This window comes from Streptomyces sp. NPDC043867 (assembly GCF_056435845.1).
In genome coordinates this window covers 1-15016 of sequence record NZ_JBWKDS010000054.1, presented here as the reverse complement: position 1 = coordinate 15016, position 15016 = coordinate 1, and the positions used below count along the sequence as shown (strand labels likewise).

The 15016-nt window shown below is 72.6% G+C and carries 14 protein-coding genes; 3 read left to right on the top strand and 11 right to left on the bottom strand.

Annotated elements, in window-relative coordinates; genetic code table 11:
- Window positions 1–242: 242 nt before the first annotated feature.
- On the top strand, window positions 243–500 hold the full coding sequence (locus tag AC069T_RS34785; protein WP_478786536.1) for a hypothetical protein: 258 nt from the start codon (window positions 243–245) through the stop codon (window positions 498–500).
- A gap of 208 nt (window positions 501–708) precedes the next feature.
- On the opposite strand, the gene AC069T_RS34780 is transcribed toward AC069T_RS34785, so the two are convergent.
- The 10 genes from AC069T_RS34780 to infC form a co-directional block, all read right to left on the bottom strand.
- Window positions 709–1254, bottom strand: a complete 546-nt coding sequence (locus AC069T_RS34780; protein ID WP_358854678.1) for an NUDIX hydrolase — start codon at window positions 1252–1254, stop codon at window positions 709–711.
- 194 nt (window positions 1255–1448) lie between these two features.
- Window positions 1449–2789: a transcriptional regulator gene (locus AC069T_RS34775; protein WP_476752057.1), complete on the bottom strand. Its 1341-nt coding sequence runs from the start codon at window positions 2787–2789 to the stop codon at window positions 1449–1451.
- Window positions 2790–3036: 247 nt separating this feature from the next.
- The gene (locus AC069T_RS34770) at window positions 3037–4053 is read right to left on the bottom strand and encodes a PP2C family protein-serine/threonine phosphatase (RefSeq protein WP_478786535.1); all 1017 of its coding nucleotides are present in this window, start codon (window positions 4051–4053) and stop codon (window positions 3037–3039) included.
- 441 nt (window positions 4054–4494) lie between these two features.
- Window positions 4495–6999 carry a phenylalanine--tRNA ligase subunit beta gene (gene pheT / locus AC069T_RS34765; protein WP_478786534.1) on the bottom strand — a complete coding sequence of 835 codons (2505 nt, stop codon included), beginning with the start codon at window positions 6997–6999 and terminating at the stop codon, window positions 4495–4497.
- Complete coding sequence (gene pheS / locus AC069T_RS34760) at window positions 6999–8126, bottom strand: phenylalanine--tRNA ligase subunit alpha (RefSeq protein WP_478786533.1); 1128 nt, start codon at window positions 8124–8126, stop codon at window positions 6999–7001. The genes pheT and pheS overlap by 1 nt, the downstream gene beginning before the upstream one ends.
- Before the next feature lie 180 nt (window positions 8127–8306).
- The gene (locus AC069T_RS34755) at window positions 8307–9473 is read right to left on the bottom strand and encodes a sensor histidine kinase (protein WP_478786532.1); all 1167 of its coding nucleotides are present in this window, start codon (window positions 9471–9473) and stop codon (window positions 8307–8309) included.
- 53 nt (window positions 9474–9526) lie between these two features.
- On the bottom strand, window positions 9527–10384 hold the full coding sequence (locus AC069T_RS34750) for a TrmH family RNA methyltransferase (protein ID WP_478786531.1): 858 nt from the start codon (window positions 10382–10384) through the stop codon (window positions 9527–9529).
- A 198-nt stretch (window positions 10385–10582) separates the two neighbouring features.
- Window positions 10583–10966, bottom strand: a complete 384-nt coding sequence (gene rplT / locus AC069T_RS34745; RefSeq protein ID WP_358855979.1) for a 50S ribosomal protein L20 — start codon at window positions 10964–10966, stop codon at window positions 10583–10585.
- 95 nt (window positions 10967–11061) lie between these two features.
- Window positions 11062–11256: a 50S ribosomal protein L35 gene (gene rpmI / locus AC069T_RS34740; RefSeq protein WP_003947156.1), complete on the bottom strand. Its 195-nt coding sequence runs from the start codon at window positions 11254–11256 to the stop codon at window positions 11062–11064.
- A 151-nt stretch (window positions 11257–11407) separates the two neighbouring features.
- On the bottom strand, window positions 11408–12112 hold the full coding sequence (gene infC / locus AC069T_RS34735) for a translation initiation factor IF-3 (protein WP_358855985.1): 705 nt from the start codon (window positions 12110–12112) through the stop codon (window positions 11408–11410).
- 366 nt (window positions 12113–12478) lie between these two features.
- On the opposite strand from infC, the gene AC069T_RS34730 reads away from it, so the two are divergent.
- Entirely contained in the window at window positions 12479–12835 is a 357-nt protein-coding gene (locus AC069T_RS34730) for a DUF1844 domain-containing protein (protein WP_358855980.1), read from the top strand.
- Window position 12836: 1 nt separating this feature from the next.
- Here AC069T_RS34730 and AC069T_RS34725 read toward each other — a convergent pair whose 3' ends face one another.
- Entirely contained in the window at window positions 12837–13571 is a 735-nt protein-coding gene (locus AC069T_RS34725; RefSeq protein ID WP_478786530.1) for an SseB family protein, read from the bottom strand.
- Window positions 13572–13719: 148 nt separating this feature from the next.
- Between AC069T_RS34725 and AC069T_RS34720 the strand changes: the two genes are divergently transcribed.
- Window positions 13720–14676 (top strand): serine hydrolase, encoded by a 957-nt coding sequence (locus AC069T_RS34720; protein WP_478786529.1) that lies wholly within the window; start codon window positions 13720–13722, stop codon window positions 14674–14676.
- Window positions 14677–15016: the final 340 nt, after the last annotated feature.

Below are 15016 nucleotides of genomic sequence, written 5' to 3'. Positions count from 1 at the left end.
TTTGGGTGTGGCCAGGGGGGACGCACCCCCCCCCCCTCCTTCTCTCCGGAACCCCCCTGAAGCAACAGGGGGCCGGAAACCGTCCCCCCCCCCCTCCCCCCCCCCGGCCCCGCTCCATTCACACACCGTGTGCGCGCCGGGCTCGCATATGCCCTTCGCACACGCTCCCCGCGCACCCACCAGGCGAGTTGACTTTCCGTGCGCAGGAAAGGGATGTGATGACTACGCAAAGGAGCGATCACGTGACCGTCGACCCCGAGCATCCCGTGGTCCAAGGAGAACTCGCAGAGTTACGGCGCCGCCTCGACGTGGCGCACGCGCGCGTCGAGGGAGGGCTGGCTCTGCTCAGTCACCGTGCCGAACAGACCGCCAAGGAGCTCGACGACCTGAGCGCACGGGTCGTCGCCCTCGAACACTCCCGTTGGCCGCTGCCCGCGGTCGCGGCCGTCACGGCCGTGGGCGCCCTCGTCGTGGCGATCTGGCAGGCCCTCGGCCACTAGGGCCTGTCGTTTGGATCACGCCGGCGTCGCGGGGTCTGGCACGCACATCTGCGGCGTTGTCGTCGGTCGCCGACGCTCCGCGTCGACTCCCTCCTCCGCCTTGCAGCTGCACGCGCCAGACCCCGCTCGGGTCGGTCAGGACGAACCGTCGGTCACAGCCAGCCTGATCCAAACGACAGGCCCTAGGGCCACAGGACGCGCGGGGGGATCAGGGCACGGCGTCCTGCCCGAGCCTCAAGTGGTGCAGGAGAAGCAGTGCGGCCGCCATGTTGGCGGCCGGGACCTCACCGCGGGCGACCATGTCCGGGACGAGTTTCAAGGGAACCCATTCCCGGCGGTCCGATTCGAAGTCGTCCACGGGGTGCCCGATGTACGTGCCTTCGTCGGCCCAGTAGATGTGGTGCCTGGCGTCGGTGAGCCCGTTGCAGGGCTCGACGCTCATCAGACGGCGCAGGGGTCCCGGCCGCCAGCCGGTCTCCTCCTCCAGTTCGCGGGCCGCCGCGACGGCGATGTCCTCGCCGTCCTCGACGACGCCCGCCGCCAGCTCCCATCCCCAGCTGTCGGTGATGAAGCGGTGCCGCCACAGGAGCAGTACCTCGTTGGCCTCGTTCACCACGGTAGCCACGGCCACGGGCCGCAGCCTTATCAGGAAGTGATCGAGATGCCGGCCGTCCGGCAACTCGACATCTGCGAGATTGACGCTGAACCAGCGGTTTTCATACACAGTTTGTTCGTTCTGTTTCGTCCACTGCACGGTTCTGCCACCTTCCGCCGAGTAGATGGCAATATCGCAGCAGGAGCATCGCGGCAGCAGGCTCGCGGCAGTTGGCTCACGGCGCGGCGGCAGGCGCGGTGTTCCGCGCGGGGACGGTCAGCCCGTCTCCCCGGCACGGCATGAGGTGCTCCCACGGGTTCCCCGCGGGCGTGCGGCAGGGTGGTCCGGGTCTTCTACAGCGGTACGCGCAGGGCCCCGTCGATGAGTTCGGCGGCCTCGGCCGTACCGGCGCAACCGCTGGTCACCAGGTGTTCGCGTACCGCCCGCAGTCTGTCGCGCAGTCGCTGGGACTCCATCCCCCGCGCCTGCTCGGCCATCTGGACCGCGGTCGCCACCGCCTTGTCGGCGTTGCCCTGGCGCAGCTCGATCTGGCTGAGCATCGCGAGCCGGTGCACCCGCCCCCGGTCGTGCGCGGGGGTGTCCACCGCCGCCGCGGCGTGCTCGGCCGCGGCCACCAGGTCCCCGAGACTGAGCAGCGCCTCCGCCACCTGTACGTTCACCAGGCCCGGTTGGACATAGCCGGTCTCGTCGGGCTCGTAACCGCGCCGGATGCGCTCGGCCGCCAGTTCGGCCCGCCGGATGCAGGACAGCGCGCTGCTGCCGTCGCCGAGATGCGCGTACGCCTTGGCCTGCATCGCATAGAGGTCGGAGGCGAGCGCCGGGGTGATGTGCCGGCCAGCGGCACGCAGCGCGGCCTCGGCGAAGGCGACGGCCTGCCGGTACTCCCGCATGAACAGCGACTGGTTGACGAGCAGTGCTATCACGTAGGCACCAAGTCCCCGGTCGCCACTGGCCTTTGCCAGGCGCAGCGCCTGGTGGAAGTAGCGCTGGGCGAGTCCGTGCGCGTCGGAGTCATAGGCGCAGATCCCCGCGACGGCGACCAATCCGCCGGTGGCGCGGTGCAGTTGGCGGCCGGTCTCGTCGGTGTAGCTGCCGCGCAGCAGGGGCGCGGTCTCGGAGTTGAGGAAGCCGACGATCCGGGTGCGGGTCGCGACGCCGCCCGCCTTGCGGTACATCTGCTCGTAGTGGGCGCGAGCCGCGCGGAGCATCTCGATGTCGGCCATCTTGACCCGGTGGCGCCCGCCGCGCGAGACGTCGACGTCCTCGGGCGGGTTCTCCCACTCCCACACGGGCATCACGGCGGGCGTACCGGTGACGGCCGGGGCGCCGAGGATGTGCGGCCGCTGCTGCTCGTCGGAGCGCCACAGGGCCGTGGCCCGTTCGACGAAGCCGGAGAGCGAGGTGGCGTGCGGGACGGAGGGCTCGCCGGGCACGCCGAGACCGATGTCGTCGAGCGTGACGGGCCGGTGCAGCCGGCCCGCGAGCACCTCGCAGATCAGGTCGGGCACCTGGCCGCGGGGGCGCTGCCCCTTCAACCACCGCGCCACGGCCGTGTGTTCGTACCGCAGCGCGAGGCCGCGCGCCCGGCCCGCCTGGTTGACGTGAGCGGCGAGACCCGCGTGGGAGATCCCGGCCTCGTCGAGAATCGCGTCGAGCAGAGTGTTGGGCTGCATGGAGGCCCTCCGATGGCTCGGTGCCGACAGCGTAGTGCGTCCGGCTTCACACGGGGTGTGATCGGAATGCCCGAATCCACGCTGTACACGCGCTGTTGCGGAGCGTTTCGGGCCGCTTGACTGAAATGCCTCGCAAGAGGCCGGGCGGGCCGCCGGCTCCCCCTCGTACAGTGCGGCGGCCCGCTTCCGCGCCGTCCGCCCGGCCGCCTGCCCGACACTCCGCGGCGGGGCGGACGGCGCGCCGAGCTCACACGACGGGGTGGGCGCGGTGCCCCACGGGCTCGCCCTGGCGTGGGGCGGGTTGACGGGCGTTGTGGAGTACGAGCAGCGCCGCGTCGTCGGTCGGCGGGCCGCCGCTGTGGCGCCGCAGCCCGGCGAAGACGGCACCCAGCACGGCCTGGGGAGAGACGGGCCGCGTACGGACGCACTCGGCGAGCGCGGCGGACAGCGAGAAGAACCGGCCACGGGCGTCCCGCGCGTCCTCGACCCCGTCGGTGTGCAGCACGAGGGCGTCACCGGGCAGCAGCCGCCCGTGGGCTGACGGCGTCAGATCGGCCGGGAGCGGGAACGGGCCGAGCGGCGGCAGCGGTTCGCCGCACGAGAGCGGCTCGACCCGGACGGCCGCTCCGCCCGGGGCCGGGTCGCCGCGCAGCACATAGGGCCAGGGGTGACCGCAGTTGAGGACGCGCAGCTCGCCGTCGCAGCGGATCTCCAGGAGCAGTACGGTGACGAACTCCTCCGCGACCGGGCTGTCGGGCTCGGAACCCGCCGAGGGATGCTCGGCTCTCGCCCGCTCCCGCAGATGCCGGGCCAGGGCACGGTCGAGCCGCGTGAGCACCCCGGTGAGGTCGGGCTCGTCGTGCGCGGCCTCGCGGAAGCTGCCGAGGACCGCGGCGGCCGTCGTGAGGGCGCCGAGGCCGTGGCCGCGGACGTCTCCGATCACGGCCCGTACCCCGTACTCGGTGGCTGTCACCTCGTACAGATCGCCTCCGACGACGGCGCCGCGCTCCGCGGAGAGCTGGGCCGCGGCGATGTCGAGGCCGCCGATCCGTGGGGGCGGCGGACGCAGCAGGACACTCTGCGCGGCACCGGCGACCTTGCGGATCTGCCGGAGCTCGCGCAGCAGCGTCCGCCGGACGTGCACGACGAGCCCCGTGCCGACGACGAAGAACACGGCGCTGGTGACGATCCGGGCACCGAGCCCGGTCTGCTGGGCGAGCGGGCAGCTCAGCTTGTACGTGACGGCGCCGGCGCCCCAGAGCATGGGGAGCCCCATCGACAGGGCACGGCGGACGGTCCGGCGCGCGGGCGGCCGGTCGCTCCGGTGGACCGCGCGCGTCAGCCGCGCTCGTGGCCCGGCCCGGCGGACCGCGCGCGTCAGCCGGGTCCCCGGCTCGCCCCGGCGGCCCCGCGCCGGGAAAGCCGTCCGCCCCGACGGCCGGGAGTGCCTCCGGGGCCACACCCTGCGGACCGCCCCAGCCTTGATACGGATCATGCCGACGGCCCCCCATCAGGCCCTGACTGCGCAGAATGGCCCGGGGTGTCCGTCGACACCCCCGGGGCCGGTCCGATTCTTTCGACCGCATGCCCCGATCGGACCAGATCGCCCGCAGTTGTCACCCGAACGAGTGAGGGACACATCCGGCAATCCGGACGCGCCCCTCACTCCCCGTCAACCTGGGTCACCAGCGGTGACCCGGCACGGTCACGCCCCGCGCAGCACCGCCCCGGTGCGCTGGGCCGCCAGGGCGACGGCCGCGTCACGGGCCGCGGAGGCCTCGTCGACGGTCAGGGTGCGGTCGGCGGCCCGGAACCGCAGCGCGTAGGCCAGGGACTTCATTCCCTCGCCGAGCTGCTCGCTCTCGTAGACGTCGAACAGCCGGATGGACTCGAGGAGTTCACCTGCGCCCTCACGCAGCGCCGCCTCCACGTCCGCGTGGGGGACGAACTTCTCGACGACCAGCGCGACGTCCTGGGTGGCCACCGGGAACGACGAGATGTGCGGCCCCTTCGGGAGCCCCGCGCTCGCCTGCTCCAGCGCGTCCAGGTCCACCTCCGCCGCGCAGGTGCGCGCGGGCAGGCCCAGCGCCTTGACGACCCGCGGGTGCAGCTCACCGGCGTACCCGACGACCTGCTCGGCGCCGTCGGTCACCACGGCGAGCTCGGCGCAGCGGCCCGGGTGCCACGGCCCGTACTGGCCGGTGCGGACGAGGAGTTCGGTGCCCGCCTCCCGGGCCAGGGTGCGTGCCGCCTCGACGGCGTCGGCCCAGTCGGCCGGCCGGCCCTTGTCCCACCAGCCGGCCTGCTCGCGGGCGCCCGCGAGGACGACGGCGGCGTGCCGGGGCTGGACGGGAAGCGCGGCGGTCAGCGACGCGATCTCCTCGTCGGTGGGGCGGCGGTCGACGGGCAGCCGCACCGCGACGCGCTGCTCCTCGCGCGGGTGGAAGACGAGACCGGTCTCGAACAGCGCGAGGTCGTGGCTGCCCCGGCCGTCGTTGCGGCGCAGCGCGCCGAGCAGGCCCGGCAGCAGCGTGGTGCGGAGCGCCGGCTCCTCGTCGGAGAGCGGGTTGGCCAGCTTGACGACCTTGCGCTTGGGGTCGTCGGCGTCCAGTCCGAGCTGGTCGAAGACGTGCTCGCCGAGGAACGGGTAGTTCGGCGCCTCGACGAATCCGGCGCCGGCCAGCGCGCGGCCGAACCGGCGGTGCATCCGCTGCCGGTCGGTGAGACCGCGGCCCGCGGGGGGCTTGGGCAGGGTGGAGGGCAGGTTCTCGTAGCCCTCGAGCCGGATGACCTCTTCGGCGAGATCGTTCGGGTCCGTGAGGTCGGGACGCCAGGAGGGCACGGTGACGATCAGCTCGTCCTGCCCGTAGACGTCGCAGCCGACCTCCTGGAGGCGGCGCACGACGGTCTCGCGGCCGTACTCGACGCCCGCGACCCGGTCCGGGTGGTCCGCCGGGATCGTGATGGTGTGCGGCGCGGACGGGGCGATGATCTGCGTGACACCCGCGTCGGCGGTGCCGCCGGCGAGGAGGACGAGCAGGTCGACGGTGCGCTGCGCAGCGGCCGCGGCGGCCTCCGGGTCGACGCCGCGCTCGAAGCGCCTGGACGCCTCGGAGGCCAGCTTGTGCCGGCGGGCGGTGCGGGCGACGGAGATCGCGTCGAAGTGCGCGGCCTCGACGACGACCTCGGTGGTGGTGCCCTCGGTGTCGTCGATCTCGGTGTCGGCGCCGCCCATGACACCCGCGAGGCCGATCGGCCCGCGGTCGTCGGTGATCACCAGGTCCCCGGCGTCGAGCGTGCGCTTGACGCCGTCGAGGGTGGTGAGCCGCTCGCCCTGCTCGGCCCGGCGCACGCCGATCGCGCCCTGGATGCGGGAGCGGTCGTACGCGTGCAGGGGCTGGCCGAGTTCCAGCATCACGTAGTTGGTGATGTCGACGGCGAGCGAGATGGGACGCATCCCGGCCTTCTGCAGGCGGCGCTGCAGCCAGATCGGGGAGCGCGCCTCGGGGTCGAGGCCGGTGACCGTGCGAGCGGTGAAGCGGTCGCAGCCCCGCGGCTCCAGGACGCGCACCGGGTGCCCGAACGCGTTCGGCGCCGGCACGTCGAGCAGCGCCGGGTCGCGCAGCGGCAGCCCGTACGCGATGGCGGTCTCGCGGGCCACGCCGCGCATCGACAGGCAGTAGCCGCGGTCGGGCGTGACGGCGATGTCGAGGACCTCGTCGACGAGCTCGAGCAGCTCGATGGCGTCGGTGCCGGGCTCGTACTCCGGCGGCAGCACGATGATGCCGTGCGAGCCGTCGTCGCCCATGCCCAGCTCGTCGCCCGAGCAGATCATGCCGTGCGAGGTCTTGCCGTACGTCTTGCGCGCGGCGATCGCGAAGTCGCCGGGCAGCACGGCGCCGGGGAGGACCACGACGACCTTGTCGCCGACGGCGAAGTTGCGGGCGCCGCAGACGATCTCCTGGGGCTCACCGGTGCCGTTGGCCCGGCCGACGTCGACGGTGCAGAAGCGGATGGGCTTCTTGAAGCCCTCCAGTTCCTCGATGGTCAGCACCTGGCCGACGACGAGCGGGCCCTTGAGGCCGGTGCCGAGCTGCTCGACCCTCTCGACCTCCAGGCCGGCGGAAACGAGTTTGGCCTGCACGTCGCGGCCGGTCTCGGTGGCCGGCAGGTCGACGTACTCCCGCAGCCAGGAAAGCGGGACCCGCATCAGATCTCCATCCCGAACGGCCGGGTGAACCGGACGTCACCCTCGACCATGTCTCGCATGTCTTCCACGTTGTGGCGGAACATCAGCATCCGCTCGATGCCGAACCCGAAGGCGAATCCGCTGTACTTCTCCGGGTCCACGCCGCACGCGACGAGGACACGCGGGTTGACCATGCCGCAGCCGCCGAGCTCGATCCAGCCCTCGCTGGAGCAGGTGCGGCAGGGCCGGTCGGGGTTGCCGACGGACGCGCCCCGGCAGACGTAGCAGAGCATGTCCATCTCGGCGGACGGCTCGGTGAAGGGGAAGTAGTTCGGCCGCAGCCGGGTCTTCATGTCGGCGCCGAAGAGCGACTGGACCATGTGGTCCAGGGTGCCCTTGAGGTCGGCCATGGTCAGGCCCTCGTCGACGGCCAGCAGCTCGATCTGGTGGAAGACCGGGGTGTGCGTGGCGTCCAGCTCGTCCGTGCGGTAGACCCGGCCGGGGCACACCACGTAGACGGGCGGCTCACGGTCGAGCATGGCGCGGGCCTGCACCGGCGAGGTGTGCGTGCGCAGCACGACACCGGACTCGTCGCCGTCCGTGCCCCGGGGGCCCTGGACGAAGAAGGTGTCCTGCATCTGCCGGGCCGGGTGGTCGGGCGTGAAGTTCAGGGCGTCGAAGTTGAACCACTCCGCCTCGGCCTCGGGGCCTTCCGCGATCTCGTATCCCATGGACACGAAGACGTCCGCGACCCGCTCCATGAACGTGGTCAGCGGGTGGCGGGCGCCGGCCGGTACGCGGTCGTACGGCAGGGTGACGTCCACCGCCTCCTCGACCAGGACCCGGGTATCGCGCTCGGCCTCCAGCTCGCACTGGCGGGCGGCGAGGGCCTTGTTCACGGCGCCGCGGGCCTGGCCCACGCGCTTGCCGGCCTCGGCCTTGGCGTGCGGGGGCAGCGCGCCGATCTCTCGGTTGGCGAGGGCCAGCGGCGAGGCGCCGCCGGTGTGGGCGACCTTGGCCTCCTGGAGCGCGTCGAGGTCGCCGGCGGCCGCGAAGGCGGCGAGCGCCTCGTCCCGCATGCGCTCGATCTCTTCCGGTTTCAAGGCCTCGACCTCTACAGGGTCGTACGACTTATTCGGTGCCGACATCTCTTCCCGTGCTTCCGGTTGGCTGGCGGATGGTCCCCGTCCCGACTCGGGGGGACGCATCGTCCCTGAAACGGGGACGCAAAGGTGCCAAAGGCCGAGTCTAACGGGGGTGGGAGCCTCTCCCCGACTGGGCGGTCCGGGCAGGCTCTCTGCGGCTGCGCCCGTGGGGCCCGTGCGGCGTTAGAGGAGGTACGCCGGGGTGCCCACGGGCAGCGTAAATCGGAACTCGGCGCCGCCGCCGGGCGCGCGGCCTACGGTGATGGTGCCGCCGTGGGCCTCGACGATGCCCTTGACGATGTAGAGCCCGAGCCCGGTGCCGCCGCGCTTGCTGCCCCGCCAGAAGCGGGTGAAGACGCGGTTCATGGACTCCTCCGGGATGCCGGTGCCCTCGTCGCTCACGGTGACCGACGTGGCTGCGTGCGCCGTGCCGTCGTCGTCCGCACGGTCGCGCGGGGACGCCGAGGGCGTGACGTCGATGGTGACGGTTCCCTCGCCGTGGCGCACGGCATTTTCCAGGAGGTTGCTGAGCACCTGGTCGACCTTGTCGGGGTCGGCCCACAGGTCGGGCAGCGGATGCCGGATGCGCAGCAGGAAACGCTCGGCGGGCTGGCCCGCGGCGACGTACGCCTGGATGTGGCGGCCGACGGCGGCGCCGATGTCGACGGGCTGGCGGCGCACTTCGAGGCGCCCGGAGTCGATCCGGGAGATGTCGAGCAGTTCGGCGATGAGCCGGGTCACCCGGTCCGCGTCGGCGTCCACCGTCTCCAGCATCAGCTTCTTCTGGTCGTCGGTGAAGCGCTCCCATTTGGCGAGGAGTGTCGCGGTGAACCCCTTGACCGAGGTGAGCGGGGAGCGCAGCTCGTGGGCGACGGTGGCGATCAGCTCGGCGTGACTGCGCTCGGTGCGGCGGCGGGCCTCGGTGTCCCGCAGACAGACGATGACGCGGCGGACGGGGCCGGTGGGCCGGGTGCGCACGTAGCGGGCGGAGACCAGCACTTCGCGCCCGCCGGGCAGCAGCAGGTTCCGCTCGGGCTGTCCGACCCGGATGGCGAGGCCGCCGTACGGGTCGGTGAGCTGCCACCAGCGGCGGCCTTCGAGGTCCTCCAGCGGCAGGACCCGCTCCAGCCGGCGCCCGAGGGCGTCGGCGGCGGGCACCGCGGTGATCCGGGCGGCGGCGGCGTTGAAGCAGATCACGTGGCCGTGCTCGTCGGCGACGACGAGTCCGTCCGGCAGGTCGTCCGGGCCGATGCCCGACTCGGCTCCGAGTTCGGCGAGTTCACCGCGCCGGGCCGCGGGCGTGCCGCGCAGGTCCCGTGCCCCCGGTGCTCTCCTCGTGCCGACACCCATCCCCGTACCCCACCTCTCGTCTGGCGCAGTGGGCCCCCGAGCCCGTCACCCTACTAGCTCTCGGTGACGGAGCGGCACCCTCCGGAGGCGCGCTGTGCACGGGCGGACGCGTAGAGACATACGGCTGCGGCGGTGGCGAGGTTCAGACTCTCGGCCTTTCCGTGGATCGGGACGCGCACCACGGCGTCCGTCAGGGCGCGGGTCTCCTCCGGGAGTCCCCAGGCCTCGTTCCCGAACACCCAGGCGGTGGGCCCGCCCATGGTCCCCTTGTCCAGCTCGTCGTCGAGGTCGTCCTCTCCCGCCCCGTCGGCGGCGAGGATGCGCACCCCGGCGTCCCTGAGCCCCTGGACGGCCCGCTCCACGGGCACGCCGACGGCGACGGGCAGGTGGAACAGCGAGCCCACGGAGGCCCGTACGGCCTTGGGGTTGTACAGGTCGACGGACGCGTCGGTGAGCACGACGGCCTCGGCGCCGGCGGCGTCCGCGCAGCGCAGGACGGTCCCGGCGTTCCCCGGGTCCCGCACGTGGGCCAGTACGGCGACGAGCTTCGGCCGGGCGGCCAGGATCTCCTCGAAGGGGGTGTCCAGGAACCGGCAGACGCCGACGAGCCCCTGCGGGGTGACGGTGGTCGAGATGTCGGCGATCACGTCCTCGTCGGCGAGGTGCAGGCGGGCGCCCGCGGCCCGGGCGTCCCCGACGATGCCGGCGTACCGGTCGGCCGCCTCCACGGTGGCGAACAGCTCCACGAGCGTGGCGTCGCCGCCGGGCCGGTGCGCCGCCGCCTCCCGCACGGCCTGCGGCCCCTCGGCGAGGAACAGCCGCTCCTTGCCCCGGAAGTTCCGCCTGGCCAGCCGCCGGGCGGCGGACACACGCGGCGAGCGCGGAGAGATCAACTCGGTGGCGGCGGGCATGGGTTCACCTTCGGGATTCATGGAGGGTGCGGAGTCTTCCCCGGCAGTGCGGGGACGTCTTGCCGGCCGCGGCGGTGAGCCCGGCGGTGCCGGACCGGCGCACCCGGCGCGGTCGCGGCGGCTCCGGACGCAGTCGGACCCGCAGGCCGTGACGGCCTGCGGGTCCGATGCACTACCGGCTCACGCCAGCGCCAGGTGTCAGGCGGCCTTCGGCGCGTTGACGTCCGACGGCAGCGCCTTCTGCGCGACCTCGACGAGCGCGGCGAACGCGTTGGGGTCGTTGACGGCCAGCTCCGCGAGGATCTTGCGGTCCACCTCGATGTTGGCGGCGTTCAGACCCTGGATGAGGCGGTTGTACGTCATGCCGTTCTGGCGGGCCGCAGCGTTGATGCGCTGGATCCACAGCCGACGGAAGTCGCCCTTGCGCTTCTTGCGGTCGTTGTAGTTGTAGACCAGGGAGTGGGTGACCTGCTCCTTGGCCTTGCGGTACAGGCGCGAACGCTGACCGCGGTAGCCGGAGGCCGCCTCGAGGATCGCCCGGCGCTTCTTGTGGGCGTTGACTGCCCGCTTGACGCGTGCCACTTTTTAACTCCTTGTAGCGGGGCCGTGGATGTGGTCACACGGCCCGAAATCGATAGGGTCCCGGTCCAGACGCGGGGCGCGTGAGCGCCCGTACGTCACTTGCCGAGAAGCTTCTTGATCTTCTTGGCGTCGCCCGGGGCCATCTCGGCGTTGCCGGTGAGGCGACGCGTCAGTCGGGACGACTTGTGCTCGAGCAGGTGGCGCTTGCCGGCACGCTCGCGGAGCACCTTGCCGGAGCCGGTGATCTTGAAGCGCTTGCTGGCACCGCTGTGCGACTTGTTCTTCGGCATAGCGCCGTTCTCTCCTCGTCAGTGGCGCTCCGGTGCCCGGTCGCGAAACCGGGCACGTCGGAACGTCATATGTATGGATTGACATCCCCGAACTGCCGTCCCTGGGCCCCCGGACTCTCGTCCTGGGTGCCCCGGGGCCGTCGCCCTGGGATCAGGCCTCGGCGGGTGCCTCGGCCGGAGCCTCGTCGGTCTCGACGTCATCGGTGAGGTCCTCACCGTCGATGTCGCTCTCCGCGGCGTTCTGCGACTTGCCCGGATTGGCCTTCGCTTCCGCCTTGCGGGCCGCCTGGGCCTCGCGGGCCTCGGCCATCGCCTCGGTCTTCTTCTTGTGCGGGCCGAGAACCATGATCATGTTTCGGCCGTCCTGCTTCGGGCTCGACTCGACGAACCCGAGGTCCTCGACGTCCGAAGCGAGACGCTGCAGCAGTCGGTAGCCGAGCTCCGGCCGGGACTGCTCGCGACCACGGAACATGATCGTGATCTTGACCTTGTCGCCCTGCTTGAGGAACCGGACGACGTGACCCTTCTTCGTGTCATAGTCGTGCGGGTCGATCTTCGGCCGGAGCTTCATCTCCTTGATGACCGTGTGCGCCTGGTTCTTGCGCGCCTCACGGGCCTTCATGGCCGACTCGTACTTGAACTTCCCGTAGTCCATGAGCTTGCAGACGGGCGGGCGAGCTGTCGCCGCCACCTCGACCAGGTCGAGGTCGTACTCCTGAGCAAGCTCAAGGGCCTTGGCAAGCGGAACAATCCCGACCTGCTCGCCGCTAGGACCGACAAGTCGCACTTCGGGAACGCGAATCCGGTCGTTGATGCGGGGCTCGGCGCTGATGGATCCTCCTCGGTAGCACCACACGGCGGTCTGGCGGACAGCCGCGTATGTCTCTGATGACACTGGGACCAACCATCGCGGGACATGAAAAATGCCCCGGACGGGACACAGGCGGGGCTCCAAGGACTACCGGAGCACCGCCGCGGTCAACCGCGGGGCGCGCTTCGGGCGACTCCATCGTCCGTACGGAACGATGGGGGCCGCCTGACCGGGTGACCCGCCGTCCCGGGGGACGGTCGGGTGGGAGTTCGGAGCCTCCACTTGTGGGCCGGAACACAGGAGTGTCCGACCGGTCGTTACACAAGGTTAGCAGCTCCGGCGGGACACGGCTAACCGGGGCGGCGGGGGCTGCGTCGGGAGCACGTCCGCCATGGACCTATCGTGTCAGGTATGAGTGACACCCCTCCCCAGAACCCCGACTTCGACACCATGACCCGCGACATCGCGGAGGTCCCCGCGGTCGAGGTGATCGTGACGGTCGCCGTCAACCTGATGAGCGCCGCCGCCGTGAAGCTCGGCCTGACGGAGGAGGGCGAGGAGCACAAGGACCTGGACGAGGCGCGCAAGCTGGTGCACGCGCTGGCCGGGCTGCTCGACGCGAGCGCGACCGAGATCAGCTCCTTCCACGCCGCGCCGCTGCGCGACGGCCTGAAGTCGCTCCAGCTGGCGTTCCGCGAGGCGTCGCTCGTCCCGGACGAGCCCGGCCAGGGCCCGGGCGAGAAGTACACGGGTCCGGTCTACGGCTGATTCACGCGTCCCGTACGTACAGGGGCTCGCCGGGAAGCGTCGCCTCGGCCGGCAGCAGTGCCAGGTCGAGACCGCGCACCAGGCGGGCCCTCAGTGTCTCGTCGGCCGCCAGCCGCCCCGCGATGGCGCGGACGGCCTCGGCGGGCGCCGCGGACGGGTCGAGGACGAGGGCGAGGGTGCCGTCCCCGCCGCCGGGCCCCAGGTGGGCGCGGAGCACGGCGGGCTCGGCGGCCAGCGCCGTGCGTACCGCCTCGGCGACGGCCGGGTCGTGCAGCGGGTCCGTGTTCGTCCGCCCCTCCGCGAGCGCGAGCAGCGCGGGGCCGGTCAGCTCGTAGGGCACCGGTCCCGCGAGGTCGAGCAGCAGCGTGTCGGCCTTCTCGTGCGCCGCGGCCCGCAGCGCCTGGTGCAGGGGTACGGCGACGGGGCGGGCCTGCGGGTCCCAGCGGGCGAGCGACTCGGTGGAGGTGAACGCGGGCAGGGCCGTGCGGTTCCCGGCCTTCAGGGTCGGCACCGCCATGTCGCTGGTCTTCTCGTGGCGCAGCCCGTTCTCGTCCTGCTCGACCTCGCCGAGGACGGCCACCACGGGCACGAGGAGCCGGGCGCCCTTGAGGGCCTCCAGGACCGGGGTCACCGCGGTGCGGTCCTCGGCCCAGGCCGCGAGCGCCGCGCTGAGCCGGGGATCGGCGGAGCCGTCGTCGTCGGAGAAGCCGGGGTCGGGAATGTTCTTGTTCGCCACGGTCACGACCCTATCGGTGGGGTGGGGCCGGGAATCCGCGGCCCCGCGCCCCGGCGCGAGTGCCGCTCACGCGTTTCTCAGCCTTCCCTGACGCGTGTCTCACCTCCGTCCCACGGTGTGCACAGGCCGGGCGCCCAGCATCGCGGGCATGGACTCCCACAGAGCTCGCCTGCGTGTCCGGCCGGGCGGACGCCGCCCCTTCCTCTGCACCGTGCTGGCGTCCGCCGTGCTGGTGGGTGCCACGGCGGCGGGCACCACCCACGTGAAGGCCCAGGCGCACGCCGACGCGGGGGTCGTATCGTCTTCGGCGTCAACCACGGTGTCGCCGGCGACCGGTGAGGAGGCGTCGGTGGAACCCGCGTCGGAGCCTTCGGCGGACCGGGACGCGCTGCTGGCCGGGGCCATGCGGTCGGTGACCGTCGAGGACGGTGCCGACGTCTCGGTCGCCGTGCTGGACATGGCGTCCGGTGCGGGCGCGGCGTACGGGGACGGCGCCTTCGACACGGCCAGCATCGTCAAGGTGGACATCCTCGCGGCGCTGCTGCTCCAGGCGCAGGACGCGGACCGGCGGCTGACGGCGCGGGAGCGGACGTACGCCACCGCGATGATCGAGGACAGCGACAACGCGTCCGCGACGGCGCTGTGGAACGCCATCGGGGGCTCGGCCGGACTCGATGCCGCCAACCGCCGCTTCGGGCTGACCGGGACGACGGGCGGGGACGGCGGCCTGTGGGGGCTGACGCGGACCACGGCGGCCGACCAACTCGTCCTGCTGCGGCAGGTGTTCGGGGACGACTCGGAACTCGGCAGTGCCTCGCGGACGTATCTGCGGACGCTGATGGGCCGGATAGCCGCGGGGCAGCGCTGGGGTGTCTCGGCGGCGGCCTCAGCCCCCGAGTCCGGGTGGGCGCTGAAGAACGGGTGGCTGGCGCGCAGCACGACCGGGTTGTGGGATGTCAACAGCATCGGGCGGATCACGGTCGACGGGCGCGACTATCTGGTGGCGGCGCTGTCGTACGGCAGCACGACGAAGGCCAGGGGCGTCGCGCTGGTGGAGGCGGCGGCGAAGGCGGCGGTCTCCGCGTTCCGGGACACGGACGCGTAGCGCGGGCGGAGCGGGGCGCGGACACGCGCCGGGCGCCGCGGCGGGGGCGCGGTGCCCACCGCGTCGGCGGGCGCGGACGCGCGCCGGGCACGCGAAGGGGTGCGGTGCGCGGTGCCCGCCGCCGGAACGCTTGCCGGGAGTGCACCCCCCGCGTCTCCCGGAAGCCGTCCCCGGAGTTTCCCGGGCGCCACACCCGGACGCCCCCAGCCGTCCCAGCCGGACGCTCCCAGCCGTCGCAGCCGGACGCCCCCTAGGTCGTGTCCGCAAAGTCTCGTCGTCCGCCCGGAGGGCGGGTTCCGCGGCGTCTGGTGCGTGCTCTCGGCGTGCCGGGCGGAGACCC